The organism is Streptomyces polyasparticus, from assembly GCF_014493765.1.
Classification (GTDB): Bacteria; Actinomycetota; Actinomycetes; order Streptomycetales; family Streptomycetaceae; genus Streptomyces; species Streptomyces polyasparticus.
Window position 1 is genome coordinate 1 of record NZ_JACTVJ010000004.1, and the last position, 24,877, is coordinate 24,877.

The 24,877-nt window shown below is 69.6% G+C and carries 28 protein-coding genes; 10 read left to right on the forward strand and 18 right to left on the reverse strand.

Annotated elements, in window-relative coordinates; genetic code table 11:
- Nucleotides 1–382 precede the first annotated feature (382 nt).
- Nucleotides 383–1,024 (reverse strand): DNA-3-methyladenine glycosylase, encoded by a 642-nt coding sequence (locus H9Y04_RS04275; RefSeq protein WP_187812305.1) that lies wholly within the window; start codon nucleotides 1,022–1,024, stop codon nucleotides 383–385.
- Nucleotides 1,025–1,184: 160 nt separating this feature from the next.
- Here H9Y04_RS04275 and H9Y04_RS04280 point away from each other — a divergent pair, with 160 nt between their 5' ends.
- The 3 genes from H9Y04_RS04280 to H9Y04_RS04290 all read left to right on the forward strand — a co-directional run bounded on the left by H9Y04_RS04280 (nucleotide 1,185) and on the right by H9Y04_RS04290 (nucleotide 3,201).
- Nucleotides 1,185–1,967, forward strand: a complete 783-nt coding sequence (locus H9Y04_RS04280; protein ID WP_187812306.1) for a sporulation protein — start codon at nucleotides 1,185–1,187, stop codon at nucleotides 1,965–1,967.
- A 42-nt stretch (nucleotides 1,968–2,009) separates the two neighbouring features.
- Nucleotides 2,010–2,546: a YbhB/YbcL family Raf kinase inhibitor-like protein gene (locus H9Y04_RS04285; protein WP_187812307.1), complete on the forward strand. Its 537-nt coding sequence runs from the start codon at nucleotides 2,010–2,012 to the stop codon at nucleotides 2,544–2,546.
- 145 nt (nucleotides 2,547–2,691) lie between these two features.
- On the forward strand, nucleotides 2,692–3,201 hold the full coding sequence (locus tag H9Y04_RS04290; protein WP_187812308.1) for an HNH endonuclease: 510 nt from the start codon (nucleotides 2,692–2,694) through the stop codon (nucleotides 3,199–3,201).
- Between the two features lie 36 nt (nucleotides 3,202–3,237).
- Here the strand turns inward: H9Y04_RS04290 and H9Y04_RS04295 are convergent, their stop codons facing one another.
- From H9Y04_RS04295 to H9Y04_RS04315, 5 genes are all read right to left on the reverse strand, one after another.
- Nucleotides 3,238–3,426 (reverse strand): DUF1272 domain-containing protein, encoded by a 189-nt coding sequence (locus H9Y04_RS04295; protein ID WP_187812309.1) that lies wholly within the window; start codon nucleotides 3,424–3,426, stop codon nucleotides 3,238–3,240.
- Between the two features lie 2 nt (nucleotides 3,427–3,428).
- Nucleotides 3,429–4,196, reverse strand: a complete 768-nt coding sequence (locus tag H9Y04_RS04300; RefSeq protein WP_187812310.1) for a sulfite exporter TauE/SafE family protein — start codon at nucleotides 4,194–4,196, stop codon at nucleotides 3,429–3,431.
- Nucleotides 4,197–4,202: 6 nt separating this feature from the next.
- Entirely contained in the window at nucleotides 4,203–5,156 is a 954-nt protein-coding gene (locus H9Y04_RS04305) for an SPFH domain-containing protein (protein ID WP_187812311.1), read from the reverse strand.
- A 126-nt stretch (nucleotides 5,157–5,282) separates the two neighbouring features.
- Nucleotides 5,283–5,714: an NfeD family protein gene (locus H9Y04_RS04310; RefSeq protein ID WP_187812312.1), complete on the reverse strand. Its 432-nt coding sequence runs from the start codon at nucleotides 5,712–5,714 to the stop codon at nucleotides 5,283–5,285.
- Between the two features lie 75 nt (nucleotides 5,715–5,789).
- Nucleotides 5,790–6,581 (reverse strand): ABC transporter ATP-binding protein, encoded by a 792-nt coding sequence (locus H9Y04_RS04315; protein WP_187812313.1) that lies wholly within the window; start codon nucleotides 6,579–6,581, stop codon nucleotides 5,790–5,792.
- Nucleotides 6,582–6,848: 267 nt separating this feature from the next.
- Here H9Y04_RS04315 and H9Y04_RS04320 point away from each other — a divergent pair, with 267 nt between their 5' ends.
- Nucleotides 6,849–7,631 (forward strand): Rv1486c family protein, encoded by a 783-nt coding sequence (locus H9Y04_RS04320; protein WP_187812314.1) that lies wholly within the window; start codon nucleotides 6,849–6,851, stop codon nucleotides 7,629–7,631.
- 97 nt (nucleotides 7,632–7,728) lie between these two features.
- On the opposite strand, the gene H9Y04_RS04325 is transcribed toward H9Y04_RS04320, so the two are convergent.
- From H9Y04_RS04325 to H9Y04_RS04340, 4 genes are all read right to left on the reverse strand, one after another.
- The gene (locus H9Y04_RS04325) at nucleotides 7,729–7,971 is read right to left on the reverse strand and encodes a chaplin (RefSeq protein ID WP_187812315.1); all 243 of its coding nucleotides are present in this window, start codon (nucleotides 7,969–7,971) and stop codon (nucleotides 7,729–7,731) included.
- Between the two features lie 298 nt (nucleotides 7,972–8,269).
- Nucleotides 8,270–8,515: a chaplin gene (locus tag H9Y04_RS46530; protein WP_093618393.1), complete on the reverse strand. Its 246-nt coding sequence runs from the start codon at nucleotides 8,513–8,515 to the stop codon at nucleotides 8,270–8,272.
- A gap of 183 nt (nucleotides 8,516–8,698) precedes the next feature.
- Nucleotides 8,699–9,343 (reverse strand): response regulator, encoded by a 645-nt coding sequence (locus tag H9Y04_RS04335; protein ID WP_308800858.1) that lies wholly within the window; start codon nucleotides 9,341–9,343, stop codon nucleotides 8,699–8,701.
- The gene (locus H9Y04_RS04340) at nucleotides 9,336–10,481 is read right to left on the reverse strand and encodes a GAF domain-containing sensor histidine kinase (protein ID WP_187812316.1); all 1,146 of its coding nucleotides are present in this window, start codon (nucleotides 10,479–10,481) and stop codon (nucleotides 9,336–9,338) included. Before H9Y04_RS04340 ends, H9Y04_RS04335 begins: the two co-directional genes overlap by 8 nt.
- A 171-nt stretch (nucleotides 10,482–10,652) precedes the next feature.
- Here H9Y04_RS04340 and H9Y04_RS04345 point away from each other — a divergent pair, with 171 nt between their 5' ends.
- From H9Y04_RS04345 to H9Y04_RS04355, 3 genes are all read left to right on the forward strand, one after another.
- Nucleotides 10,653–11,351 (forward strand): SDR family NAD(P)-dependent oxidoreductase, encoded by a 699-nt coding sequence (locus H9Y04_RS04345; protein WP_187812317.1) that lies wholly within the window; start codon nucleotides 10,653–10,655, stop codon nucleotides 11,349–11,351.
- Nucleotides 11,348–12,433: an S-adenosylmethionine:tRNA ribosyltransferase-isomerase gene (locus tag H9Y04_RS04350; RefSeq protein WP_187812318.1), complete on the forward strand. Its 1,086-nt coding sequence runs from the start codon at nucleotides 11,348–11,350 to the stop codon at nucleotides 12,431–12,433. The genes H9Y04_RS04345 and H9Y04_RS04350 overlap by 4 nt, the downstream gene beginning before the upstream one ends.
- A 296-nt stretch (nucleotides 12,434–12,729) precedes the next feature.
- Nucleotides 12,730–13,416 carry a transglycosylase SLT domain-containing protein gene (locus tag H9Y04_RS04355; protein WP_187812319.1) on the forward strand — a complete coding sequence of 229 codons (687 nt, stop codon included), beginning with the start codon at nucleotides 12,730–12,732 and terminating at the stop codon, nucleotides 13,414–13,416.
- Nucleotides 13,417–13,498: 82 nt separating this feature from the next.
- Here H9Y04_RS04355 and H9Y04_RS04360 read toward each other — a convergent pair whose 3' ends face one another.
- Nucleotides 13,499–16,033, reverse strand: a complete 2,535-nt coding sequence (locus H9Y04_RS04360; protein ID WP_187812320.1) for an ABC transporter ATP-binding protein/permease — start codon at nucleotides 16,031–16,033, stop codon at nucleotides 13,499–13,501.
- Between the two features lie 255 nt (nucleotides 16,034–16,288).
- On the opposite strand from H9Y04_RS04360, the gene H9Y04_RS04365 reads away from it, so the two are divergent.
- Nucleotides 16,289–17,833, forward strand: a complete 1,545-nt coding sequence (locus tag H9Y04_RS04365; protein WP_236070589.1) for a streptophobe family protein — start codon at nucleotides 16,289–16,291, stop codon at nucleotides 17,831–17,833.
- Nucleotides 17,834–18,147: 314 nt separating this feature from the next.
- Nucleotides 18,148–19,356, forward strand: a complete 1,209-nt coding sequence (gene serB / locus H9Y04_RS04370; RefSeq protein WP_187812321.1) for a phosphoserine phosphatase SerB — start codon at nucleotides 18,148–18,150, stop codon at nucleotides 19,354–19,356.
- Between the two features lie 105 nt (nucleotides 19,357–19,461).
- Here serB and H9Y04_RS04375 read toward each other — a convergent pair whose 3' ends face one another.
- From H9Y04_RS04375 to H9Y04_RS04385, 4 genes are all read right to left on the reverse strand, one after another.
- Nucleotides 19,462–19,980 carry a SixA phosphatase family protein gene (locus tag H9Y04_RS04375; protein ID WP_187812322.1) on the reverse strand — a complete coding sequence of 173 codons (519 nt, stop codon included), beginning with the start codon at nucleotides 19,978–19,980 and terminating at the stop codon, nucleotides 19,462–19,464.
- Nucleotides 19,981–20,110: 130 nt separating this feature from the next.
- Complete coding sequence (locus tag H9Y04_RS04380) at nucleotides 20,111–20,323, reverse strand: hypothetical protein (protein ID WP_187812323.1); 213 nt, start codon at nucleotides 20,321–20,323, stop codon at nucleotides 20,111–20,113.
- A 191-nt stretch (nucleotides 20,324–20,514) separates the two neighbouring features.
- On the reverse strand, nucleotides 20,515–20,631 hold the full coding sequence (locus H9Y04_RS47470) for an SGM_5486 family transporter-associated protein (RefSeq protein ID WP_267913067.1): 117 nt from the start codon (nucleotides 20,629–20,631) through the stop codon (nucleotides 20,515–20,517).
- 60 nt (nucleotides 20,632–20,691) lie between these two features.
- Nucleotides 20,692–21,990 carry a CynX/NimT family MFS transporter gene (locus H9Y04_RS04385; protein WP_438818071.1) on the reverse strand — a complete coding sequence of 433 codons (1,299 nt, stop codon included), beginning with the start codon at nucleotides 21,988–21,990 and terminating at the stop codon, nucleotides 20,692–20,694.
- A gap of 111 nt (nucleotides 21,991–22,101) precedes the next feature.
- Here H9Y04_RS04385 and H9Y04_RS04390 point away from each other — a divergent pair, with 111 nt between their 5' ends.
- Nucleotides 22,102–22,779 (forward strand): FadR/GntR family transcriptional regulator, encoded by a 678-nt coding sequence (locus tag H9Y04_RS04390; protein ID WP_187812325.1) that lies wholly within the window; start codon nucleotides 22,102–22,104, stop codon nucleotides 22,777–22,779.
- Nucleotides 22,780–22,795: 16 nt separating this feature from the next.
- On the opposite strand, the gene H9Y04_RS04395 is transcribed toward H9Y04_RS04390, so the two are convergent.
- From H9Y04_RS04395 to fabG, 3 genes are all read right to left on the reverse strand, one after another.
- Complete coding sequence (locus H9Y04_RS04395; RefSeq protein ID WP_187813031.1) at nucleotides 22,796–23,143, reverse strand: hypothetical protein; 348 nt, start codon at nucleotides 23,141–23,143, stop codon at nucleotides 22,796–22,798.
- Between the two features lie 196 nt (nucleotides 23,144–23,339).
- Complete coding sequence (fabI, locus tag H9Y04_RS04400; protein ID WP_187812326.1) at nucleotides 23,340–24,113, reverse strand: enoyl-ACP reductase FabI; 774 nt, start codon at nucleotides 24,111–24,113, stop codon at nucleotides 23,340–23,342.
- 2 nt (nucleotides 24,114–24,115) lie between these two features.
- The gene (gene fabG / locus H9Y04_RS04405) at nucleotides 24,116–24,832 is read right to left on the reverse strand and encodes a 3-oxoacyl-[acyl-carrier-protein] reductase (RefSeq protein ID WP_187812327.1); all 717 of its coding nucleotides are present in this window, start codon (nucleotides 24,830–24,832) and stop codon (nucleotides 24,116–24,118) included.
- Nucleotides 24,833–24,877 lie beyond the last annotated feature (45 nt).

Below are 24,877 nucleotides of genomic sequence, written 5' to 3' on the forward strand. Positions count from 1 at the left end.
GTTGAGTTCTCAAGGAACGGACGCTTCCTTTGTACTCACCCTCTCGGGCTTTCCTCCGGGCTTCCCTTCGGTCTTGCGTTTCCGACTCTATCAGACTCTTTCGGGCCTGATTCCCAGTCGGCGGGATTTGCCTTTCGGTTGCCTTTCGACTTCCTGCGGGCTGTCTATTCGGCCTCGCGACCTTTCGACATTCACTACGTTAGCGGATTCCTTCGGCAACTCATAATCGAGTCAGCGGAATCGAATTTCGGCATGCCGAAATGGACCCCGTTGAGGGAAGTCGCAGTAGTGGTTTGGCCGCTTCCGGCTGCTGTCGAAGGCAGTACCCGGTTCAAGCGGCTCGGGCTACATTACGGATCCCCCGGAGCGGCGTCAAGTCCCGTCAGGACGTCCGCCGTCGGGGCGTATGGGCCCTGTAAGGGCTGACGGTCGGGTCGTCGGCGATCCAGAAGCGCCAGGGGTGGACTCCGCCCTCCCCCGAGACGCCGGTGCGCGGGCCGTTGCGTACCTGGTCGGAGGGCACGGGTGTACCCGTATAGACAGAGAGCGAAGCTTCGGGGCCCGCGCAGACGTCCGTGCCGTCGAGGGCGCGGTCGACGTCGAGGGCCGTGGCGAGGCGGGCCGGGCCTTTGGCCAGTTCCTTGTCATTGCGGGCCGATAGGCGTCGGTGCCGGGTGAGCTCGGCGCCCTCGACGATCTCGCCGGCGCGCAGGAGTACACCGCTCGCGAAGCCCTCCGGGCCGCAGACGAGGTTGAGGCAGTGCCACATGCCGTACGTGAAGTAGACGTATGCGTGGCCCGGCGGTCCGAACATCACGCCGTTGCGGGCCGTGCGGCCACGATAGGCGTGCGAGCCCGGGTCGGACTCCCCGGCGTACGCCTCCACCTCTGTGAGGCGGAGCGCGATCGGACCGTCGGGGGTGGTGCGGACCAGGATGCGTCCCAGGAGGTCGGGGGCGACCTCGAGGACGGGCCGGTCGAAGAACGTGCGGGGCAGGGGCGTACGGTCGGGGGCCGCGATCATGGCGTACGAGCGTAGTGCAAAGGTTCTGTACGGGTGGGTGGTCAGGGGGCCCTGCGCTTGCAAGGGTGTGGGCCGGAACCAGCGCCTGCCGGTTCGCGTTTGTAGATGAGAGATCGCTGATCAAGACGGGCCGTCGTCGTGCGGCACGGGGAGGAACATCATGGGGTTCAAGAGGCTGCTCGCGAGCATGGGTGCCGGTGGCGCTTCGGTGGAGACGGTGCTGACCGAGGCCAATGTCGTGCCGGGCGGCGTCGTCCAGGGCGAGGTCCGTATTCAGGGCGGGTCCGTCGATCAGCAGATCGAGGCCCTCTCGGTCGGCCTGCAGGCGCGGGTCGAGGTCGAGGGCGGTGACCAGGAGGTCAAGCAGGACATCGAGTTCACCAAGCAGCGCCTCGGCGGTGCCTTCGAGCTCAAGGCCAATGCGCTGCACGCCGTGCAGTTCGGGCTCGAGATCCCGTGGGAGACGCCAGTCACCACGATCGACGGTCAGGCGCTGCGTGGCATGAACATTGGTGTGACCACCGAGCTGGAGATCGCGCGTGCGGTCGACTCCGGTGACCTGGACCCGATCAATGTGCACCCGCTGCCGGCGCAGCAGGCGATTCTCGACGCCTTCATCCAGCTGGGCTTCCGCTTCAAGAGCGCGGACATGGAGCGCGGGCACATCCGCGGTACGCGGCAGAAGCTGCCGTTCTACCAGGAGATCGAGTTCTTCCCGCCGTCGCAGTACCAGGGTCTGAGCCAGGTCGAGCTGTCCTTCGTCGCGGACGACCGCGAGATGGACGTCGTACTGGAGATGGACAAGAAGCCCGGTCTGTTCAACCAGGGCGGCGACACCTTCCGTGCCTTCAAGGTGGGGCTGAACGACTACCAGGGCACGGACTGGTCGGCTTACCTGAACGAGTGGCTGTCCAAGGTCGGCGGGAAGCGCAACTGGGCCTAGGCTCTGAAGCGCAGACCCGAGACTGCCGACCGGAGGTTTGACGTGACGGACAAGAGGCGCCCGCTCCCCCATGACTTCCACCCGCAGGTGCCGTCGTTCACGGTCCTGAGCGACGATGTCGCGCCGGGTGAGGTCCTGGACGACGCCCAGGTGTACGCGAAGGGCAACACCTCGCCGCAGCTGCGGTGGGAGGGGTTCCCTGCGGAGACCAAGAGCTTCGCGGTGACGTGTTACGACCCCGATGCCCCCACGGGCAGCGGGTTCTGGCACTGGGTGCTCTTCGACATCCCCGCGTCGGTCACCGAGCTGCCTGTCGGTGCCGGCAGCGGCAAGTTCGAGGGTCTGCCCGAGGGTGCGGTGCACGCGCGCAACGACTACGGGTCGAAGGACTTCGGTGGCGCCGCTCCCCCGCCCGGGGACGGCTCGCACCGTTATGTCTTCACCGTGTACGCGGTGGACCAGGAGAAGCTGGGTCCCGACGCGGAGGCGTCTCCGGCCGTCGTCGGCTTCAACCTGCGGTTCCACACGCTGGCCCGTGCGCAGCTCATCGGTGAGTACGAGGCACCCGCCGACAGCTGAGGGTTCATCGGTTGTTTGCCCGCTCCTGGTCATGGAATTGATCAGGAGCGGGCATTTTTATTCCGTTGTCCAGATCAGCCCGCCCGGCCAGAGTTGATCCCAGTCCGCCGTGGGGTGGGCTGGTGCGCACGGGAGGGTGGGCGAGATGCGGGACACGCTGGTGCTGAACGCGAGCTTCGAGCCGCTGTCGACGGTGACGTTGAACCGGGCTGTCGTGCTGGTTCTGACCGATAAGGCCGTCGTCGAGCAGGCCCACCCCGAGCTGCGTATGCGCGCGGCGGCGGTGGAGCTGCCGGTGCCTCGGGTGATCAGGCTCTGCCGGTACGTACGGGTGCCGTTCCGAAGACACGCGCCCTGGTCGAGGCGGGGTGTCTTGATCAGGGACCGCAACAAGTGCGCGTACTGCGGCCGGCGGGCCACCACGGTGGACCACGTCGTACCGCGTGCGCAGGGTGGTGGGGACACCTGGTTGAACACGGTGGCCTCGTGTGCGGCGGACAATCACCGCAAGGCGGACCGTACGCCGGAGCAGGCTCAGATGCCGTTGCTCTTCGAGCCGTTCGTGCCGACGCCGAGTGATGCGATGTTGTTCGCGCTGGCGGCTGACGACCGGTCGGCGCTGCCGGAGTGGCTCACGCAGTCGGTGGCCGCGTAACAGGCGCGTGCCCGATCCCGACGAGGCCCGTCTCCTTCAGGAGGCGGGCTTCTTCGCGGGACGGGGCCGTATGACCAGCTCTCCCGAGCAGTTGGGGCAGATGTGCTCCATCGCCGTGGTGCAGTCCGGGCACCACGTGCACTCGTACACGCAGATGTACGCGGGGTCCTCGGGGGCTATCGGCTTGTCGCAGCGTTCGCAGACGGTCCGCATTTCGAGCGCCATGGTCACCTCATCACGAGTTGGATCAAGGCCACAGTACCGACGGCCACGATGAGCCCCCTCAGCAGGCCCGACGGAATGCGACGGCCCAGCGTCCCGCCGACGAAACCGCCCACCAGGGAGCCCGCCGCCAGGAGCAGGACCACGGTCCAGTCGAAGTGGGCGGCGAAGAGGAAGAAGAGGGCGGCGACGGCGTTGACCATCGCGGCCAGGATGTTCTTGACCGCGTTGGTGCGCTGCAGGGATTCGCCGAGGAACATGCCCATCAGGGCCATGTAGAGGATGCCTTGGGCGGCGGTGAAGTAGCCGCCGTACACGCTTGCGAGGAACAGACCTACGAGGAGCCAGGGGCCGCCGAACTGGCTGCCCGGCTGTCCCTTGCGTTCGCGGCGGCGTTGCAGGGCCTTGGTGATCCAGGGCTGGAGCGCGATGAGGACGAGCGCGAGGCCGACGAGGACCGGGACGATCATCTCGAACGCGGAGTGCGGCAGCGTCAGGAGCAGGATCGCTCCGCACAGGCCGCCCGCGGTGACAACGATGCCGAAGCGCAGGACGCGCGCCCGCTGCCCGGCCAGTTCACGGCGGTAGCCGAAGACTCCGCCGGCGAAGCCGGGCAGCAGACCGAGGCCGTTGGAGACCGTGGCCGTCACCGGGGGCAGGCCGATGGCGAGGAGTACCGGGAACGTGATGAGCGTCCCGGAGCCCACGACCGTATTGATGGCCCCTGCACCGAATCCGGCGGCGAGGACCCCGACTATTTCCCAGGCCGTCACAGCGGGTCAGTCGACCGGCGGCTGCTCGCGGCGCTCCGTCGCGGGTGGACCGGCCTGTGGGCCCACGGAGTTGGGGCCGAGCCCGCCGCCGCCGAAGTTGCCGAACGCGCCGGACAGGCCCTTGAGTGCGTCGCCGATCTCGCTGGGCACGATCCAGAGCTTGTTGGCATCGCCCTCGGCGATCTTCGGCAGCATCTGGAGATACTGGTACGAGAGCAGCTTCTGGTCGGGGTCGCCGGCGTGGATGGACTCGAAGACCGTACGGATGGCCTGCGCTTCGCCTTCCGCGCGCAGAGCCGCGGCCTTGGCCTCACCTTCGGCGCGCAGGATCGCGGACTGCTTCTCGCCTTCGGCGGTGAGGATCTGCGACTGGCGGATACCTTCCGCGGTGAGGATCGCGGCACGCTTGTCACGGTCGGCGCGCATCTGCTTCTCCATCGAGTCCTGGATGGAGGTGGGCGGTTCGATCGCCTTGAGCTCGACGCGGTTGACGCGGATGCCCCACTTGCCGGTGGCCTCGTCGAGCACGCCGCGCAGTGCCGCGTTGATCTCCTCGCGGGAGGTCAGGGTCCGCTCCAGGTCCATGCCACCGATGATGTTGCGGAGCGTGGTGACGGTGAGCTGCTCGATCGCCTGGATGTAGGAGGCGACTTCGTACGTGGCGGCGCGGGCGTCGGTCACCTGGTAGTAGATGACGGTGTCGATGTTGACCACCAGGTTGTCCTGGGTGATCACCGGCTGGGGCGGGAACGGAACAACCTGTTCACGCAGGTCGATCCGGTTGCGGATCGAGTCGATGAACGGGACGACGATGTTCAGACCCGCGTTGAGCGTGCGGGTGTAGCGGCCGAAGCGCTCGACGATGGCGGCGCTGGCCTGCGGGATCACCTGGATCGTCTTGATCAGGGCGATGAAGACCAACACCACCAGGATGATGAGGACGATGATGACCGGTTGCATCGCGCTCCCCGTGCCCTTCGAGCCTGAATACGCTGCATAGTGCGCGTACGTCTGGAAGATCTTGCTGATCGAGTCTGTCAGACCTGCGGGTGCCGCGAGCCATCTTCGGCCAGATCACGCCACCGGTCACATGACGACGGCGGTGGCTCCGTCGATCTCCACCACGTCGACCTGCTGACCGACGTCGTACGCCTGCGCCTCGTCGAGTGAACGAGCCGACCAGACCTCGCCGTTGAGTTTGATGCGGCCGCCGCGTGCGTCCACCCGTTCCAGGACGACGGCCTGCTTGCCCTTCAACGCCTCGACCCCGGTGGCGAGTTGGGGCCGCTGGGCTTTGTGCCGGGCGGCGACCGGCCGGACGACGGCGATCCCCGCCACCGAAACGGCGGCGAAGAGGATCACTTGGAGAACGACGTCGCCGCCGAGACCGGCGGTCACGGCGGCGGCCACTGCACCTGCGGAGAGCATCCCGAGCTCGGGCATCGCGGAGATCACGAGCGCAATGCCCAGGACTACCGCGCCGATCAGCCACCACACCCATGGGTCCATGACGTTCATGGTAGGGGCGGGGGCCCGGCCCGGGACAGGGTGCGCGGGCCCCTGCACTGCTCTTCCGTACGGGATTTTACGGGGTCAGGAGATCGGCAGGCCCTGCGCGGTCCAGCGGTCGCCGACCTGTTCGACGACCAGCGGGAGGCCGAAGCAGAGCGACAGGTTCCGGGACGTCAGTTCCAGCTCCAGAGGGCCGGCCGCGAGGACCTTGCCCTGGCGGATCATCAGGACGTGCGTGAAGCCGGGGGCGATCTCCTCGACATGGTGCGTGACCATGATCATCGAGGGGGCGATGGGGTCGCGGGCCAGGCGGCCGAGCCGGCGCACCAGGTCCTCGCGGCCGCCGAGGTCGAGGCCCGCGGCCGGCTCGTCCAGGAGCAGCAGCTCGGGGTCCGTCATCAGGGCGCGCGCGATCATGGTGCGCTTGCGCTCGCCCTCGGAGAGGGTGCCGAACTTACGGTCCAGGAACTCGGACATGCCGAGGCGGTCGAGGAAGGCGCGGGCGCGCTGCTCGTCGACGTCCTCGTACTGCTCGTTCCAGCCGGCGGTCATGCCGTAGGCGGCGGTGAGCACGGTCTGCAGGACGGTCTGGCTCTTGGGGAGCTTGTCGGCGATGGCGATGCCGGCCATGCCGATGCGCGGGCGCAGCTCGAAGACGTCGACCTTGCCGAGGGTGTCACCGAGGATGGTCGCGGTGCCCTTGCTCGGGAACAGGTAGCTGGAGGCGACATTGAGCAGCGTCGTCTTGCCGGCGCCGTTGGGGCCGAGGATGACCCAGCGCTCCCCCTCCTTCACCGACCAGGAGACCTGGTCCACCAGTGCGCGGCCCCCTCGGACCACGGACACGTCCTCCAGCTCGAGCACATCGCTCATGAGCGTGCTGTCTCCCATGCGTATCGGAACTTGCGAGCGTCAGGTCGGACGTCGCCCCCAGGGAAAACCTACGCCACCGGGCGAGGACTCCGGTCGCCGGTCCGGTCCTTGGTGTTTGTTTCGGCAACGTGGAGGGGCTCCAGAGCCTGCTTCCGAACCTCCGTCGTTCTGCCCGGAGGGCAGGCGCAGCGGCGGTCGCGGCGAGAGTGCGCGCCGCGCGTCGGGGCGCAGGCGGGGGTTCGGAAGCAGGCTCTTAGGCTGGTCTCCATGCTCACGGAACAGCGCTCGGGCCGGCTGGCCTCATGGGGTAATGCACTGATTGCCGGACTTGTCTCACCTGATGAGGCCGCGCTCGCGATCGTCGGGGACGACGCCGTGCACCGGGTGGACGGTGTGCCCGGTGAGGCGGGTCCGGTCGGCCTGACCCTCGCGCTCGGCCGGCTGCGGGCGCTCGGCGCGCAGGGGCTGCGGGTCGCGCTGCCGGCGCCCGGGCATCCGCTGGGGCTGAGCGGTCCCGCGGAGTTCAACGCGCGGGCGCTCGAGGCCGAGGAGGCCGTGGTCTGCCACGGGGTCGCGCTCGGGCTCGTGCCCGAGGTGTACGAGGCAGGGCCCGACGGTGACGTCCATGTGGAGGTCCTCTGGCACTGTCTGCCGGTGCGCGAGGCGCCGCCGGCCGATGTGCCCTCGCTCGGGGAGGCGGAGCGCGAGCTGGCCGAGGCGCTGCGGGACGCGACGGCGCTGCTCACCAAGCTGGACGTCGCGGGGTCGGGGCCGGTCGCCGAGGCCGCCGTGGAGGCGTACCGGGCGCGGGCGGAGCGCGGGCGCGAGGTGCTCGCCCCTGGCTATCCGCCGCGTGCGGTCAGGGTGTTGGAGCTGGCGCAGCGGGTCGGACTGCTGATCTCGGTGGCGTACGAGAACGGGCACGGCGGGGCTGTCAGCGCCTCCGAGATCGGCGCGCGGGCCGAGGCGCTGCGGCCGGTGGAACGTACGGCGCGCAGGGCGCAGGTGGCCGCGTACAACGCGTATGTGGAGGAGCTGCTGCGGGGCTGAGCGCCCGCGCCGTAGCAGCCGGAAAGCTGGAACGACCGGAACACGCGAAAGCCCCGCGAACCGGGAGGAGTTCGCGGGGCTTTCGGAGTGCTGTGCGTCAGCTGGCGTTCGAGAGCGCGTTGCCGAACGCCGGGTTGAGGGCGCCACCGACGTTGGCGGAGTTGCCGCCGACGTTCACGGGGACGTGCACCGGGGCCTGCACGGTGTTGCCCGAGCCGACGCCCGGGTTCTGCAGGGCCTTGGCGTCCGCGTCGGAGTCGGCGAACGCGGCACCGGCGGAGGCACCCGCGGCCATCGAAGCGGCGGCGACGACCAGGGCGGCCTTCTTGGCGAAGTTCATGAGGTTGTTCCTCCATCAAGTCCCGTGCTGAGCACGGGAGTTCACTGTTCCGCGACCCCAGCCGCGGGGTCGCACGCTGAAGAACGCATGGGCCGTCCGGATGACACGGACCGGGGCCTGATGCCGCCCGTTTGGATCAATAGGCCGAAGATCTGCGGAACGCGCGAGAGCCGCGGTCGAGCGAGAGCCGTGGTCGCGCGAGTGCCCTGGGTCCGCTTGAACGTCCTGGACACGCGACCGGCCCCCCAGGCGGTATGCCTGGGGGGCCGGTTGGTCAGTGCCTAGACCTTGGCGAACGTCAGCCGTTGAAGCAGTCGTTGCCGAAGGCCGGGTTGAGGGCACCGATCACGGAGACGGTGTTGCCACAGGCATTGACCGGCACGTGGACCGGCACCTGGACGAGGTTGCCCGAGGCGACGCCCGGCGACTTGGTGGCCTTGCCATCGGCGTGCGCGCCATCCGTGGCGGACGCGAAACCGGCACCGGCGGCGACCAGGCCACCCGCCACCATCGTGACGGCTGCAGCCTTCTTCAGGTTCTTCACTTCTGTGTCCTCCTTGCGATTGCCACGGCCAGCCGCCGCAGCATGCAAGGAGAACGGCCCACGTCCGCTCGGGATGCGCCGTACGAGGGACATCCACACGACGGTATGAATCTCAGTCCGGAACGCGACGGTCCGCAACCGTTCCCGGCGAAACGGTCCTGCCTGCGCGGACTCGGCCCCTGATCAGCCGTTCAGGCCGTGCCGGACGGCCCACAGAGCCGCCTGGGTCCGGTCTGCAAGATCGAGTTTCATCAGGATGTTCGATACGTGGGTCTTGACGGTCTTCTCCGAGAGAACGAGCGCGCGAGCGATTTCCCGGTTGGACCGTCCGTCGGCGATCAGGCCGAGCACCTCGCGTTCACGCTCGGTGAGCGAACCGCCGCGCCCCTGCGCCCCGTTGCCCTCGTCCTGGGCGAGCAGCACGCCCGCCACCTCGGGCTGGAGCAGGACATGTCCCGCATGCACGGAGCGGATGGCGCCGGCGAGGGCGTCAGGGTCCACGTCCTTGTAGACGTAACCCGCGGCGCCCGCCTTGAGCGCGGGCACGACCGTGCGCTGCTCGGTGAAGCTGGTGACGATCAACACCCGGGCGGGGTTGGCCAGTTCGCGCAGCTTGCGCAGCGCCTCGACACCGTCCATGCCGGGCATCTTGACGTCCATCAGGACGACGTCGGGCTTCAGCTCCTCGGCGCGCTCGACGCCTTCGGCGCCGTCCGAGGCCTCGCCGACCACCTCGATGTCCTCCTGGATCTCCAGGAAGGTGCGCAGTCCCCGGCGGACGACCTGGTGGTCGTCGACCAGCAGTACGCGGATCACCTTGTCAGCCACCGGGCACCTCCATCTCGATCGTGGTGCCCTTGCCGGGCGCCGATTCCACCGTGAGCCGGCCGCCGACCCCGCTCGCCCGGTCCCGCATGGAGACCAGGCCGAGGTGACGCCCGGCCCGCCGGGTCTCCCGTGGTTCAAATCCCTGTCCGTCGTCGGTGATCCGAAGGACGGCTCCCTGGCCGTGCCTCTCCAGTACGACGTCCACCTGGGCGCCGCCGGAGTGGCGCAGCGCGTTGTGCAGGGCCTCCTGGGCGACGCGCAGCATGGCCTCCTCCTGCGAGGCGGGCAGGGCGCGTACGCCTTCGCAGCGGAAGGTGACCTGCGGGGCGTGCGCGCGGTCGAGCACCTGGATGTGGGTGCGCAACGTGGCGACCAGGCCGTCCTCGTCGAGCGCGGCGGGCCGCAACTCCGTGACGGCGGCGCGCAGTTCGTCGGCCGCTTCGGCGGCGAGCGCGGCCACCTGCTGGAGTTCGCCCTTGGCCCGTACGGGATCGCGGTCGATCAGCTTGGCGGCGGCCTGCGCGGTCAGACGGAGCGAGAACAGCTTCTGGCTGACCGCGTCGTGCAGTTCATGGGCGAGGCGGGTGCGTTCCTCGGCGATGGTCAGCTCGCGGCTGCGCTCGTAGAGACGGGCGTTGGTGAGGGCGATGGCGGCGTGCTGGGCGAGTATGCCGAGCAGCTCCTCGTCCTCGGCGGTGAAGCCGCAACTGCCTTCCGGCTTGGGGCAGTTCTTGTTCGCGAGGAAGAGCGCGCCCAGGGTCTCGTCGCCGTCGCGGATCGGCAGGCCCAGGAAGTCGGACATGTCGGGGTGCGCGGAGGGCCAGCCGCCGAAACGCGGGTCCTTGCGGACGTCCGCGAGCCGTTCGGCGTGCTCCTCGTGGAGCATCGCGGCGAGGATGCCGTGCTGGCGCGGCAGCGGTCCGATGGCCTTCCATTGCTCGTCGCTCACACCGTCGACCACGAACTGCGCGAAGCCGCCGTGGTCGTCGGGCACGCCGAGCGCCGCGTACTCGGCGTCGAGCAGTTCACGGGCGGAGGCCACGATCGTCTTGAGGACGTCGCGCACCTCCAGATGCCTGCTCATCGCCAGGAGCGCGGTGCTCACGGCGTACAGGCCGGATCGGGGGCCGTCGGTCATGGACACACCGTACCGGCGGGTCCGAACACCCGTATCGGGCCCGGGACCTCCCCCGACTAGGACCCGGGGCGTAGTCCGAAGGACCTTGCGGGAGCGGGCCTCGCGCACGAGGCGCCGAGCGCATCCGGGTTCCTACGTTGGGGGCAGCGACATACAGAGGGGACGGTCATCATGCCGGTTGCGATCATCACGGGGGCTTCCAAGGGGTTCGGCAAGGCGCTCGCCACCGCGCTCGCCGGGCGGGGCTGGGATCTGGTCGTCGACGCGCGGTCCGCGGACACGCTCGCGAAGACGGCCGAGGAGCTCGGCTCGTACGGCACACAGGTGGTGGCGCTGCCGGGGACGGTCACCGACGCGTGGCACCGCTCGGCGCTCGTCGCCGCGGCGCGTGAGCTCGGCGGACTCGATCTGCTGGTGAACAACGCGAGCGTGCTCGGCGCCGAACCGCTCGTACGGCTGGAACAGCACGACCTCGACGGGCTGCGCGAGGCGCTCGAGACCAATGTGGTGGCACCGCTCGGTCTGGTCCAGGAGGCGCTGCCCGCGCTGCGGGAGTCGAAGGCCGGAACGGTGATCGCGCTGAGCTCGGACGCGGCGGCCGAGGCGTACGAGACCTGGGGCGGTTACGGGGCCTCGAAGGCAGCGCTCGACCATCTGTCCGCGGTGCTCGCCGTCGAGGAACCGGACCTGCGGGTGTGGGCCGTGGACCCGGGCGACATGCGGACCTCTCTCTACCAGGCCGCGGTGCCGCTGGACGACGACTCGGGGCGGCCCGAGCCCGGGACGGTCGTGCCCGCCTTCCTGCGGCTGCTCGACGAGCGCCCTGCCAGCGGGCGGTACGCGGCACCCGCACTCCTGGAGACGCTGTGAGCGTCCTGGACACGCTCAGGGTTCCCGAGGAGCTCTCGGCGCGCGAGCCCGCGGAGCAGCGCGGCCCGGGACGCGACCGGGACGCGGTGCGGCTGCTCGTCTCGCGCGGCACCGCGGTCTCGCACCACGACTTCCGTGCGCTGCCCGCCCTGCTGCGCGCCGGTGACCTCCTCGTCGTCAATACGTCACCGACGCTGGCGGCCGCGGTCGACGGCCGGACCGGCGGTGAGCGCGTGGTCGTCCACTTCTCCACGTGCGGCGACGACGGGCGCTGGGCGGTGGAGCTGCGGGACCCGGACGAGCGCGGCACCACACGGGCCAGGGCGGGCGGCCCGGGCGTGGTGACGCTCGAGGGCGGGGCCGCGCTCGTACTGGAGGAGCCGCTGGATCCCGCGGGGACCCGACTGTGGTGGGCGCGGGTGTCCGGGGCGCATGTGCCGGAGCTGCTCGGCAGGTACGGGCGGCCGATCCGCTACGCGTACACGAGGAGGGACCAGCCGCTCGCCGCGTACCAGACGGTCTTCGCGCTGCCGCAGCCCGGCGGCGCGGGGTCGGCGGAGATGCCCAGCGCGGGGCGGCCGTTCACTGCGCGGCTCGTCGCGGAGCTGGTGAGCCGCGGCGTGCAGTTCGCTCCCATCACCTTGCATACGGGGGTGGCTTCGGCGGAGGCGCATGAACCGCCGTATCCCGAGCGGTTCGAGGTGCCCGCCGCATCGGCCCGGCTGATCAACGCGGCCAGGGCAGGGGGCGGGCGGATCATCGCCGTCGGGACCACCGGCGTACGCGCCGTGGAGTCCGCGGCCGGACCCGACGGTGTGGTGCGGCCGGCCGCGGGCTGGACGGATCTGGTGGTGACGCCGGAGCGCGGGGTGCGGGTCGTGGACGGGCTGATCACGGGGCTGCACGAGCCCGAGGCCTCGCATCTTCTGATGCTCGAGGCAATTGCGGGAAAGCCTGCGCTGGAGCGTTCTTATGCGCAGGCAGTAGAGGGGCTCTACCTCTGGCATGAGTTCGGGGACAGCCACCTCATCCTTCCGAATGACAGCTGTGACTCAACGAATTGCACTGGCAACGGTTGGTGAGACTGTTACGCGTTCGATGTGAGCCCGCGCATAGGACGCACGTCACGTACGAGGCCCCCTAGTAGACCCCTAGGGGGCCTCTGGGCGGCCAGAACGCACCATTCGGGACTTAGGTCCCGGCACCTGATCCACTATGCGCCTTCGTACGTCACATCATTGCCACAGAATTTTGCGGCCGCTAAGAATGGCTCCCGTCGCTCGGCGCGGTGGCTCAACAGCCCCGGCGCGGAAAAGCCGGAACCAGCTTCCGGCGAGGAAAGGCGAGCGACCCCGCTATTCGAAGAGGTCCATTCGTCATGCCCAAGCACCGCACCGCAGGCCAGTACACGCTGACCAAGAGCCAGAAGTTCTCGATGGCCGGTGTCGCCGCCCTCGGCGCCGCCGCTCTCGCGGTCTCCATCGTGCCGGGCAACGCCTCCGAGGCCTCCCAGGCCGCCACCGCGGAGATCTCCACGTCCCCCGCGGCCTTCACGGTCAACAAGGACGTCCAGGCCTCCGTCACGGCGCAGCAGGTGGCCGCCGCCAAGGATGCCGACGCCGCCGCGAAGAAGGCGAAGGCCGAGGCGGACGCCAAGGCGAAGGCCGAGGCCGAGGCGAAGGCGAAGCAGGAGCGCGAGGAGAAGGAGGCCGCGAGCCGGGCCGCCGCCCGCAAGCCGGTCTACGCCAACAACCTCGACGGCTGGATCCGCCAGGCCCTCGACATCATGAAGAAGGAGGGCATACCCGGTACGTACAACGGCATCTACAAGAACGTGATGCGCGAGTCGTCCGGCAACCCCAACGCCATCAACAACTGGGACATCAACGCCCAGAACGGCGTGCCCTCCATCGGTCTGCTGCAGATCATCAAGCCGACCTTCGACGCGTACCACGTCGACGGAACCGAGCACAACCAGTACAACCCGGTCGCCAACATCGTCGCCGCGTCCAACTACGCGGCCGACCGCTACGGCTCGATCGACAACGTGAACAGCGCCTACTGAGCCTGCTCACCACCTGCTCCGCAACGCCGAAGGGCGGCACCCCGCGAACGGGGTGCCGCCCTTCGGCGTCGTACGGGAGCGGTTACTTCCGCATGACCTCGGGCTCGTGCCGGCGCAGCAGTCGCGCCACGACGAAGGCGAGCACCACGCCGATCAGGATCAGGACGCCCATGTCCATGACCCATGTGGCGGCCTCGGGCTCCCACAGCGGGTCCTTCGAGGTGGGGTCGTCCTGGTTCGGGAACAGCTTGTTCAGGTCGACCGTGGTGCCCGACGCGGCCACCGCCCAGCGGGCCGGCATCAGGAACGAGAACTGGTTGATGCCGATCTGCCCGTTGAGCACGAAGAGGCAGCCGGTGAAGACGACCTGGATGATCGCGAACATCACCAGGAGGGGCATGGTCTTCTCGGCGGTCTTCACCAGCGAGGAGATGACCAGGCCGAACATCATGCAGGTGAAGCCGAGGGCCATGATCGGCAGGGTCAGTTCGAGCTTGACTGAGGAACCGAGGATCAGGCCCTCGTCCGGCACCTCGCGGACACCGAAGCCGATGGCGCCCATGATCGCGCCCTGCAGGACGGTGATCACACCGAGAACGATCACCTTCGACATCAGATACGCCGAGCGGGACAGGCCGGTGGCCCGTTCTCGCTCGTAGATCACGCGTTCCTTGATCAGCTCACGTACGGAGTTGGCCGCCCCGGAGAAGCAGGCACCGACCGCGAGGATCAGCAGGATCGTGGGCGCGTTGGTGTTCGTGCCGCTCTTGGGATCCGCCGTGAGACCGAAGTCCGAACTGATCAGCGTCGAGACGACGCCGAGCACCGCGGGCAGGATCACCATCAGGGCCAGGAAGCCCTTGTCCGAGACGATCACCGAGACGTAGCGGCGGATCAGCGTGATCAGCTGGGAGCCCCAGCCCTGTGGCTTGGGCGGGCGCATCTGCTGCGGCGGCGGCATGTGCACCGACTGCGCGGCGACGGCGTCGATGTCGGCGGCGTACATCTGGTAGTGCTGCGAGCCCTTCCAGCGGCCCGCCCAGTCGTAGTCGCGGTAGTTCTCGAACGCCGAGAAGACATCGGCCCAGGTGCTGTAGCCGAAGAAGTTGAGCGCTTCCTCCGGCGGACCGAAGTAGGCGACCGAACCGCCGGGCGCCATCACCAGGAGCTTGTCGCAGATCGCCAGCTCGGCGACGGAGTGCGTGACGACCAGGACCGTACGGCCGTCGTCCGCGAGACCGCGGAGCAGCTGCATCACATCGCGGTCCATGCCCGGGTCGAGGCCCGAGGTCGGCTCGTCGAGGAAGATCAGCGACGGCTTGGTGAGCAGCTCGAGGGCCACGGACACACGCTTGCGCTGACCACCCGAGAGCGAGGTGATCTTCTTGTCCTTGTGGATGTCGAGCTTGAGCTCGCGAAGCACCTCGTCGATGCGGTCCGCGCGCTCCTGGTTGCTGGTGTCCGCGGGGAAGCGCAGCTTGGCGGCGTACTTGAGCGCCGTGCGGACGGTCAGCTCCTTGTGCAGGATGTCGTCCTGCGGGACCAGACCGATGCGCTGGCGCAGCTCGGCGAACTGCTTGTACAGGTTCCGGTTGTCGTAGAGGACGTCACCCTGGTTGGCCGGGCGGTAGCCCGTGAGCGCCTTCAGGAGCGTCGACTTGCCGGAGCCGGACGGGCCGATGACGGCGATGAGCGACTTCTCCGGGACGCCGAAGGAGACGTCCTTGAGGATCTGCTTGCCGCCGTCGACGGTGACCGTCAGATGGCGGGCCGAGAAGGAGACCTCACCGGTGTCGACGAACTCCTCGAGCTGACCGCCCACGACACGGAACGTCGAGTGACCGACGCCGACGATGTCGTTGGGGCCGAGCACCGCGGTGCCGCCCTTGGCGACCGGCATACCGTTGACATACGTGCCGTTGTGCGAGCCGAGGTCGCGGATCTCCATCCGGCCGTCGGGCGTCGCGTGGAACTCGGCGTGGTGGCGCGAGACCTGGAGGTCGGAGACGACCAGCTCGTTCTCGAGCGCACGTCCGATGCGCATCACGCGGCCGAGGGCCAGCTGGTGGAACGTGGTGGGGCTGCGGTCGCCGTAGACCGGCGGCGCCCCCGAGGAGCCGCTCTGCTGCGGGACCTGCGGCGCGGGCTGCTGCTGCCAGCCCTGCTGCTGCGGCACGCCCTGCTGCGGCGCCGGCGGCTGGTGCTGCTGCGACCAGCCGGGACCGCCCTGCTGGGGCGCGGCCCCCGGCTGCTTGCGCGCCTGGTGCTGGGCCGGGGCCTGCTGGGCGTGCTGCGCCTGCTGCGGAGCCACGGACGCAGCCGCGCCCGCACCCGTGAGGTTCAGACGCGGACCGTCCGTGGCGTTGCCCAGATGCACCGCCGAGCCCGGGCCGATCTCCATCTGATGGATCCGCTGGCCCTGGACGAACGTTCCGTTCGTCGAGCCGTGGTCCTCGATGACCCAACTGCGGCCGCCCCAGCTGATGGTGGCGTGACGCCAGGAAACCCGCGCGTCGTCAATCGTCACATCACCGCCCGGGTCGCGTCCGAGCGTGTATGACCTGGACGGATCCAGGGTCCAGGTCCGTCCGTTCAATTCCAGTACGAGTTCCGGCACTCCATGCCCCACTACGTTGTCCCCCGATTGGCCCCGTCATGGGGAGTCTAGGGATGTCGAACATCGTGGGGAACTATTTCAGGCTCAGCCCCCTGTCCGAAAGTCGGGCCTTGTGAAGAGTCCGTAGGTGCCTCATGGTTCGCCCCGTTGACGGTCCGGAAACCGCCCCGGAGAGTGGTAATCACCCATAGGTGTACGCGGATCATGCGCAACCTTCAGTTAACGGACAAAGCTCTACGGATCGGGGGACGGCCGATGGGCGCGATGCGGTCGAGTGCGGCGGTCGGCCAAGTGGACCGGATCCGTTGGGGAGATGTGCTGCTCACGGCGATCGCCTGTGTGAGCTGGTCCCTCGTCGGCATGGCCGGCGTCGCGGCGCTCGGGCTCCATCTGCTCGGCGCGGATGCGGCGGGTTCGCTGGGGCCGATGACGGCGGCGGCCGTGGTGCTCGGCGTGGGCGGTTCGGTGACGCCGTCGGGCGATGTGTCGGCTTTCGGCCTGGAAGGCGCGGAGGCCACCACCGCGATAGAGGTGACACCGCTCGGCGTCGGTCTGGCGGGCGCGCTGCTGCTCGCCTTCTTCTTCCTACGGTCCTTACGCGCCCTGGGAGTTGAGATCTCGCCCCGTGAGCTGGCCGCGCGGGCCGGCACGGTGGCGGTCCTCTTCCTGGCGATGATCGGCGGTCTCGCGTGGGCCGGTCACGATGTCATCACCATCGACGGCGCCTCGCTCGGCCTCGACCAACTCCCGGACGGCGGCGGGATCACCGACGATCTGCCCGGCGGCATCGGCGATCTGCTGCCCGACCGGCTCGGCGATCTCGTCGAGGCCGAGGCCGCGGTCGGCTTCACCGTCGACACGGGTCCTTCGCTGCTCGGCGCGCTGGTGTGGGTGCTCGGGGTGCTGGTCCTCGCGCTCCTGGTCTCCCGTCGTACGCCGCTGCCCGCGGCGCTCTCGTTCCTGCACCGGGCCGTGCGGCCGGCCGCCTCGGCGCTCGTGACCGTGCTGCTCGTGGCGGTGGCGGCGGGGCTCGCGGCCGCGGCGTACGCGGCGATCGGCGACGACCATCCCGGGCGGATCGCGGGGGCCGCGCTGCTCGGGGCGCCCAACGGGGTGTGGCTCGCGGTGCCGCTCGGCATGTTCGTGCCCTGGGAAGGCAAGGCGACAGGGGCACTTGTCGAGGTGCTTCCGGCACCGCTCGACGAATTCTTCAGCGTCTCCGCGGACGAGCCCGCGACGATCGGCCGGCTCGCCGAGCTCGACGGGCGGGTGTGGCTGCTCGTGGTGGCGGTCGCGGTGATGATGCTGTTCGCCGGAGTGCTCACCGCCGTGCGTACGCCGGTGGGTGCGCTGTCGGTGGGCGGGTTCGCGGGCCGGTGTGCGCTGCGGCTCGGTGTGGTGACCGCGCTGGTCGTACCGCTCATGGTGTGGCTGACCGCGGTGTCCGCGAACGCGTCCCTGTCCGTGCTGGGTTTCGATGCTTTCGGCGCGGGGCTCTCGCTGCGGGGGCAGGCCGGGATGGGGCTGCTGCTCGGGGCCGTGTGGGGGGCGGGGGCCGGTGGGCTCGGGGCGCTCCTTGCCTCCGTGAGCGGGGCGGCGGGTGGGCGGGTTTCGGGGTTCGCGGTGGCCGAGGCGGGGGGCGGCGGGGGCGCCGCGTCCTCCCACTCCTCGGGTCCGTACGACCCCGCGGCGCCGTTCCGGCCCGCGAATCCGGACACCAATCCCTATCTGCAGATTCCGGACGAGCTGCGGGATCCTCCTCCGGAGGAGGGGCCGCCTCGGGGTGGGTGGCGGCGGTAGGGGGCGGTGTCGTCGTCGGGTGCGGTGCGGTTGCGTCGTCGCGTGCGGGTGGGTGGCGCCTGCGGCGGGCTTCTCTCCCCGCCCCGCCCCTTCCCGAAACCGGGGCTGCGCCCCGGACCCCCAGCTGCGGAGCCCCCACGGGTGGGTGGGATCTGCGGAGCCCCAGGGTGGGTGGGCCGCGGGGGCTTCGCCCCCTGCACCCCCGCATCCGAACTTCGTTCGGATCTCCTCAAACGCCGGAGGGGCTGATAGGCGTCCACCACCCGGGACACCTCACCACCCCGTCACCCACGCCCGCTACCGTGTTCCCCACCATGAGCGCACCGCAGAACACCGCCGACGTCCCCACTCTTCTCGTCAAGATCTTCGGCAAGGACAGGCCAGGTATCACCGCCGGGCTCTTCGACACCCTTGCCGCCTTCTCCGTGGATGTCGTCGACCTGGAGCAGGTCGTCACCCGGGGACGGATCGTGCTCTGTGCGCTCGTCACCGAGCCCGCCTCCGGTCTGGAGGGCGAGCTGCGGTCGACGGTGCACAGCTGGGCCGACTCCCTGAAGCTGCAGGCCGAGATCATCTCGGGCGTGGGCGACAACCGGCCGCGCGGCGAGGGCCGCTCGCATGTCACGGTGCTCGGGCATCCGCTGACCGCCGAGTCCACGGCGGCCATCGCGGCCCGGATCACCGCCACCGGCGGCAACATCGACCGCATCTTCCGGCTCGCCAAGTACCCCGTGACGGCCGTGGAGTTCGCCGTCTCCGGCACGCCGACCGAGCCGCTGCGCACCGCGCTGGCCACCGAGGCCGCCGCGCTCGGCGTCGATGTCGCGGTCGTCTCGGCAGGGCTGCACCGGCGCGCGCAGCGGCTCGTCGTGATGGACGTCGACTCGACGCTCATCCAGGACGAGGTCATCGAGCTGTTCGCCGCACACGCCGGCTGCGAGGAGCAGGTCGCCGAGGTCACCAACGCCGCGATGCGCGGTGAGCTGGACTTCGAGCAGTCGCTGCATGCCCGGGTGGCCCTCCTGAAGGGCCTCGACGTCTCGGTGGTCGAGAAGGTGCGGGCCGAGGTGCGGCTCACGCCCGGCGCGCGGACCCTGGTGCGCACCCTGAAGCGGCTCGGCTATCAAGTCGGTGTCGTATCGGGCGGATTCACGCAGGTCACGGACGACCTCAAGGAACGGCTGGGGCTCGACTTCGCGCACGCCAATACCCTGGAGATCGTCGACGGCAAGCTGACCGGCAAGGTCACCGGCGACATCGTGGACCGGGCCGGCAAGGCCCGGCTGCTTCGCCGGTTCGCCGACGAGGCCGGTGTGCCGCTGGCGCAGACGGTGGCGATCGGCGACGGTGCCAATGACCTCGACATGCTCAACGCGGCAGGTCTCGGCGTCGCGTTCAACGCCAAGCCGGTCGTACGGGAGGCCGCGCACACCGCGGTGAACTTCCCGTTCCTCGACACGGTGCTCTACCTTCTCGGGGTCACCCGCGAAGAGGTCGAGGCCGCGGACGCCAGGGACGCGTAGCCGCAAGATGTAGCCGTAAGAAGTTGAGGGCCCCGGCATTCCTCCGGGGCCCTCAAGCACGTAGGGGACAGAGCGAGTTGCTCTGTTCGTGACGCGTCTGCTCGCCTACTCGTTCGGAGCCCAGTAGTCGAACAGCGTCGCCACACCCGGTTCCAGGGACTTCCACGAACCCTTGAAGCTCAGCATCGCCATCGCCGAGGTCGGGAAACCGCGGCGGTTGAGGCGGGCCAGGGGATCGTCCTCGGCGGAGCCCGCGAGGATCTCGGCCAGGCCCTGCATGCCGGGGTTGTGGCCGATGAGGAGCAGGTCGGCGACGTCGTCCGGGGTCTCGTTGAGCACGGCGATCAGCTCGCCGGGAGAGGCCTCGTACACCCTCTCCTCGTACACGGTCTTCGGGCGCTGCGGCAGCTCGCCCACCGCCAGCTTCCAGGTCTCCCGGGTACGGGCGGCCGTGGAGCAGACGGCCAGGTCGAAGGCGATCCCGCTCTCCGCGAGCCGACGGCCCGCGGTGGGGGCGTCCTTGCGGCCCCGCTCGGCCAACGGCCTTTCGTGGTCGGAGATCTGGGGCCAGTCGGCCTTGGCGTGCCTGAGGAGGACGAGCCTGCGCGGTGTATCGACACTCATGTGTCCCAGCTTCGCATGAAACGCTCCACGCGGCGCAGGGAGTTGACGGGCTCCCCCTTGAAGGGTGACACCGGCCGCACAGAGATCTCACGGGGACCGCACGCGGATCTCACGGGCTTACGGAACATCCTCACGGGATGCGGAACATCAGGGTTTCCTTGAGCCTGCCCAGGAAGTCCCCGACGGCGGGGTCACCGGTCGCCGCCTGTGCCTCGGCGGGGTGCAGCACGACCAGGAAGAGCGCGACGAAGGCGATCACCGGCAGGGCGACGCCCCACCAGGGCAGCCGGGCCTGTGCGCCACGGGCCTGCTGCGGGGAGCTGGTGTGCGCTGGGGCCGACATGACGCCTCCGGGTCTTCAGGTCCGTCCGCCGCGCCTCGCGGCGGTGCCGCAGATCGACGCTGTGCGGCCTACTGAAGAACCTACGGAAGCGCGGGCCCTCAACCCATCCGGTGATCCACCCACTTGACCCTGACACCAGCCCCCTAGGGGATGGTGGAGCTAACCCCACCATGGCGGGTTCGTACGGGATGTCAGGGCGAGACGATCGTGGCGATGATGCCGATGATCACGGTGATGGCCATCATGGCGCCGAAGACGGCGAGCAGCTTCTTCTGGCCGTTCTTGGGGTGCGGGTCGAGCACAGGCATACGGCCAGTCTCGCACCCTTTGCCCACTCCCCCGCCGCCGGGGTCCTGCCGTGGAAGAGCTCAGGCCGCGCACTCGTCCTCGACGGTCCGCTGCCGTCCGGCCATCACGCCGAAGAGGATCTGTGGCACGAGCAGCGCGCCCATCAGGACGATCGGCGCCTCCCAGCCGCCGCTGTGCTGGTAGAGCACACCCACGAGCAGCGGCCCGGGGATCGAGAGCAGATAGCCCGCGCTCTGCGCGAAGGCCGACAGCTGCACCACGCCCGCGCCCGTACGCGCCCGCATCCCGACCATCGTCAGGGCCAGCGGGAACGAGCAGTTGGAGATGCCGAGCACCAGCGCCCACACCCAGGCGCCGCCCGCGGGGGCGAGATACAGACCGGTGTAGCCGATGAGTCCGCACAGGCCGAGGACGACGACGATCGGGCCCTGGTGGTTCATCCTGGCCGCGGTCCGCGGGATCACGAACGACAGGGGCACCCCCACGGCCATGGTGATCGCGAGCAGCACACCGGCCGTCTCCGCCGAGACCCCGGCGTCACGGAAGATCTGCGGCATCCAGCCCATGGTGATGTACGCGCCGGTGGCCTGGAGCCCGAAGAACACGGCGAGCGCCCATGCCGTACGGCTGCGCGTGATCCGCAGCTTCGCCGAGGCCTGTGGCGCAGGGCTCGGGGACGCGGAGGCCCGGGCGGCATCCGAGCGCTTCGCCCGCATCACGGGCAGCCACGGCACCACCGCGGCGGCCGCGAGCGCGGCCCAGACGGCAAGTCCCGTCTGCCAGTTGCCGCCGAGCGCCTCGGTCATCGGCACGGTGATCGCGGCCGCGAGGGAGGTGCCGAGCGCGAGGGCCATCGAGTACAGACCCGTCATCGAGCCCACCCGCTGCGGGAACCACTCCTTGATGACCACCGGCATCAGCACGTTGGAGACGGCGATGCCCGCGAGCGCCAGCGCGCTGGTGGCGAGGAAGGCGGCGGTGCTGCCCGTGAAGGGACGCACGAGAAGGCCGGTGGCTATCGCGGCCATGCCGCCGCAGACCACGGCGGCCGGCCCGAACCGCCGGGCCAGGCGCGGCGCGAGGCTGCCGAAGACGGCGAAGCACAGGGGCGGTACGGAGGTCAGGACACCGGCGACGGAGCCGCTCATGCCGAGCCCGTCACGTACCTCTTCGAGCAGGGCACCGAGGCTGGTGATGGCCGGGCGGAGATTGAGGGCGGCCAGGACGATGCCCGCGATCACGAAGGGCACAGCCCAGGAGCGCGCGGCCGAACCGGGCTCGGACTGCGCGCTGCTGCTGCTCGGGACCGCTTCGGACGGGGACAGAACGGTCGACTTCTCACTGGCCATGGGAGCCATCATAGAATCATGGGATGATTGGTTGTCCAATCGTTGTCCGGCCAACGCCCTTGCTCCTCCACGGCCGGCTGTACGGTCGTCCCGAAAAGCCTCGCGCCGAAGGAAGAGCCCATGCCCCTGTCGTCCCCGCGGCGCTCGGCGCTCGCCGACCAGGTGATCGCCGCGCTCAGGAACCAGATCACCTCGGGTGAGTGGCCGGTCGGCTCGCGTATCCCCACCGAGCCGGAGCTGGTCGAGCAGCTGGGCGTCGCCCGCAACACCGTGCGCGAGGCGGTGCGCGCGCTCGCGCACAACGGGCTGCTCGACATCCGCCAGGGCTCGGGCACCTATGTCGTCGCCACGAGCGAGCTGGCCGGCGTGATGCAGCAGCGCTTCGGGGACGCGGACCCCCGCCATATCGCCGAGCTGCGCGCCACGCTGGAGTCGGCCGGGGCCAAGCTGGCCGCCGAGCGGCGCACCGAGCGCGATCTCAAGCAGCTCGACGCGCTGCTCGTACGGCGTGAGGAGGCCTGGGAGTCCGGTGACCGCGAGGCGTTCATCGAGGCGGACGCGACCTTCCACCTCGCGGTGGTGTCGGCCGCGCACAACGACGTCCTGCGGGATCTGTACGCGGATCTGGGCGATGTGCTGCGGGCCTGGCTGCGCGACGACATCGGCGAGACGCTGCGGCCGGAGAACCACATGGACCACACGCGCCTGCTCGACGCGATCCGCGGCGGGGACACCGAGGCGGCGGCGTCCGAGGCCGCGAGCTACCCCTTCATGTGCGGCCCGTACCGGGACCGCTGAGCCTGGTCACGGCCCGTCACGGCCGCTTGTCGTGGCTGACCCACGCCGAGCGGACTTCCTTCCAGCAGCGCCCGTCCAGGCGCACGGTCAGCGCGGGTTCCGCCGCGACGGCCACGGCGTCCGTGTCGATGTCCCACCACCGGTCGCACTCGACGTGCAGTCGTACGTGATCGGTCTCGGGATACGGGTTGTGGCAGTACGCGGTGACCCGGGCGCCCTCGACCTCCGTACGGCAGGTGGCGCCGAAGGGGCGCTCGGGTGGGGCGGACTCGGCGGCAGCCGGCGCGGAGGAGGTGCCGGACGGCAGGAACAGCAGCAGGCTCAGCCCCGCGAGGAGGGATCCGTACCGCCGCGTCCTGCGCACCACTCGGAAGACCTCCTCGGCCGTACCGCATCACGGCAGAGACCTGCCGTACGCGGCTGCACCACAAGGGGGGAACTGGACTTCCAGAGTGCGGTGTTCGGGGGCGGGCCGCAGGGCGAGGGGGCCGAACGGGCGAGGCCCTGTTTCCCGGATTCCGGGAAACAGGGCCTCTGCGTCACTGCGGTGAGCCGACCGGTCAGGCGCCGACGGCGTGCAGACCACCGTCGACGTGGACGATCTCACCCGTGGTCTTCGGGAACCAGTCCGACAGCAGCGCCACGATCGCGCGGCCGGTCGGCTCCGGGTCCGCCAGGTCCCAGGCCAGCGGCGAACGGTTGTCCCAGACGCTGGCCAGCTCCGTGAAGCCCGGGATGGACTTCGCGGCCATCGAGCCGAGCGGACCGGCCGAGACGAGGTTGCAGCGGATGTTGCGCTTGCCCAGGTCACGGGCCATGTAGCGGGACGTGGCCTCCAGCGCGGCCTTGGTCGGGCCCATCCAGTCGTACTGCGGCCAGGCGAACTGGGCGTCGAAGGTGAGGCCGACGACCGAGCCGCCGGTGTCCTCGGGGATGAGCGGCAGGCAGGCCATGGTGAGCGACTTCAGCGAGAACGCCGAGACGTGCATGGCGGTCGCGACCGACTCGAAGGGCGTGTTGAGGAAGTTGCCGCCGAGCGCGTCCTGCGGCGCGAAGCCGATGGAGTGCACGAGGCCGTCGAGCCCGCCGAGCTCGGCGCGGACCTTCTCCTCCAGGCCCGCGAGGTGCTCGTCGTTGGAGACGTCCAGCTCGATGACCTTGGTGGGCTTGGGCAGCTTCTTCGCGATGCGCTCGGTGAGCGTAGGCCGCGGGAAGGCGGTCAGGATGATCTCCGCGCCCTGCTCCTGCGCCAGCTTGGCCGCGTGGAAGGCGATGGAGGACTCCATGAGCACACCCGTGATGAGGATGCGCTTGCCGTCGAGAATTCCGCTCATGGTCAGTGACCCATGCCCAATCCGCCGTCAACGGGGATGACGGCACCAGTGATGTACGAAGCGTTGTCGGAGGCCAGGAACTGGACCGCGGCGGCGATCTCCTCCGGCTGCGCGTACCGGCCGAGCGGCACCTGGGCGACGATGCCCGCGCGCTGCTCGTCGGTGAGCACCTTGGTCATGTCGGTGTCGACAAAACCCGGTGCGACGACGTTGAAAGTGATGTTGCGCGAGCCCAGCTCACGGGCGAGCGAGCGCGCGAAGCCGACGAGGGCGGCCTTGGAGGCGGCGTAGTTCGCCTGGCCCGCGGAGCCGAGCAGACCGACGACCGAGGAGATCAGGACGACGCGGCCCTTCTTGGCGCGCAGCATGCCGCGGTTGGCACGCTTGACCACGCGGAAGGTGCCGGTGAGGTTGGTGTCGAGGACGGACGTGAAGTCCTCCTCGCTCATCCGCATGAGGAGCTGGTCCTTGGTGACGCCGGCGTTGGCGACGAGCACCTCGACGGGACCGTGCTTCTCCTCGATCTCCTTGTAGGCCTGGTCCACCTGCTCGGTGTCGGTGATGTCGCACTTGACGGCGAGGAAGCCGAGCTTCTCGAGGTCGGCGGGGTCGCCCGAGCGGTATGTGATCGCGACCTTGTCGCCGGCCTCGGCGAACGCGCGGGCGATGGCGAGGCCGATGCCCCGGTTTCCTCCGGTGACGAGAACCGAGCGGCTCAACGGATCACCCTTTCGATAGTGGTCGGATACCCGGAAACTTATCTG

What these genes read in the sequence shown, in the direction of transcription:
- H9Y04_RS04275 (WP_187812305.1), bottom strand. Translation starts at nt 1,024, where the DNA reads ATGATCGCGGCCCCCGACCGTACGCCCCTGCCCCGCACGTTCTTCGAC.
- H9Y04_RS04280 (WP_187812306.1), top strand. Translation starts at nt 1,185, where the DNA reads ATGGGGTTCAAGAGGCTGCTCGCGAGCATGGGTGCCGGTGGCGCTTCG.
- H9Y04_RS04385 (WP_438818071.1), bottom strand. Translation starts at nt 21,990, where the DNA reads ATGGCTCCCATGGCCAGTGAGAAGTCGACCGTTCTGTCCCCGTCCGAA.
- H9Y04_RS04295 (WP_187812309.1), bottom strand. Translation starts at nt 3,426, where the DNA reads ATGGCGCTCGAAATGCGGACCGTCTGCGAACGCTGCGACAAGCCGATA.
- H9Y04_RS04290 (WP_187812308.1), top strand. Translation starts at nt 2,692, where the DNA reads ATGCGGGACACGCTGGTGCTGAACGCGAGCTTCGAGCCGCTGTCGACG.
- H9Y04_RS04325 (WP_187812315.1), bottom strand. Translation starts at nt 7,971, where the DNA reads ATGAACTTCGCCAAGAAGGCCGCCCTGGTCGTCGCCGCCGCTTCGATG.
- H9Y04_RS04310 (WP_187812312.1), bottom strand. Translation starts at nt 5,714, where the DNA reads ATGAACGTCATGGACCCATGGGTGTGGTGGCTGATCGGCGCGGTAGTC.
- H9Y04_RS04305 (WP_187812311.1), bottom strand. Translation starts at nt 5,156, where the DNA reads ATGCAACCGGTCATCATCGTCCTCATCATCCTGGTGGTGTTGGTCTTC.
- H9Y04_RS04345 (WP_187812317.1), top strand. Translation starts at nt 10,653, where the DNA reads ATGCCGGTTGCGATCATCACGGGGGCTTCCAAGGGGTTCGGCAAGGCG.
- H9Y04_RS04390 (WP_187812325.1), top strand. Translation starts at nt 22,102, where the DNA reads ATGCCCCTGTCGTCCCCGCGGCGCTCGGCGCTCGCCGACCAGGTGATC.
- H9Y04_RS04320 (WP_187812314.1), top strand. Translation starts at nt 6,849, where the DNA reads ATGCTCACGGAACAGCGCTCGGGCCGGCTGGCCTCATGGGGTAATGCA.
- H9Y04_RS04365 (WP_236070589.1), top strand. Translation starts at nt 16,289, where the DNA reads ATGGGCGCGATGCGGTCGAGTGCGGCGGTCGGCCAAGTGGACCGGATC.
- H9Y04_RS04375 (WP_187812322.1), bottom strand. Translation starts at nt 19,980, where the DNA reads ATGAGTGTCGATACACCGCGCAGGCTCGTCCTCCTCAGGCACGCCAAG.
- serB (WP_187812321.1), top strand. Translation starts at nt 18,148, where the DNA reads ATGAGCGCACCGCAGAACACCGCCGACGTCCCCACTCTTCTCGTCAAG.
- H9Y04_RS04315 (WP_187812313.1), bottom strand. Translation starts at nt 6,581, where the DNA reads ATGAGCGATGTGCTCGAGCTGGAGGACGTGTCCGTGGTCCGAGGGGGC.
- H9Y04_RS47470 (WP_267913067.1), bottom strand. Translation starts at nt 20,631, where the DNA reads ATGCCTGTGCTCGACCCGCACCCCAAGAACGGCCAGAAGAAGCTGCTC.
- fabI (WP_187812326.1), bottom strand. Translation starts at nt 24,113, where the DNA reads ATGAGCGGAATTCTCGACGGCAAGCGCATCCTCATCACGGGTGTGCTC.
- H9Y04_RS04355 (WP_187812319.1), top strand. Translation starts at nt 12,730, where the DNA reads ATGCCCAAGCACCGCACCGCAGGCCAGTACACGCTGACCAAGAGCCAG.
- H9Y04_RS04340 (WP_187812316.1), bottom strand. Translation starts at nt 10,481, where the DNA reads ATGACCGACGGCCCCCGATCCGGCCTGTACGCCGTGAGCACCGCGCTC.
- H9Y04_RS04380 (WP_187812323.1), bottom strand. Translation starts at nt 20,323, where the DNA reads ATGTCGGCCCCAGCGCACACCAGCTCCCCGCAGCAGGCCCGTGGCGCA.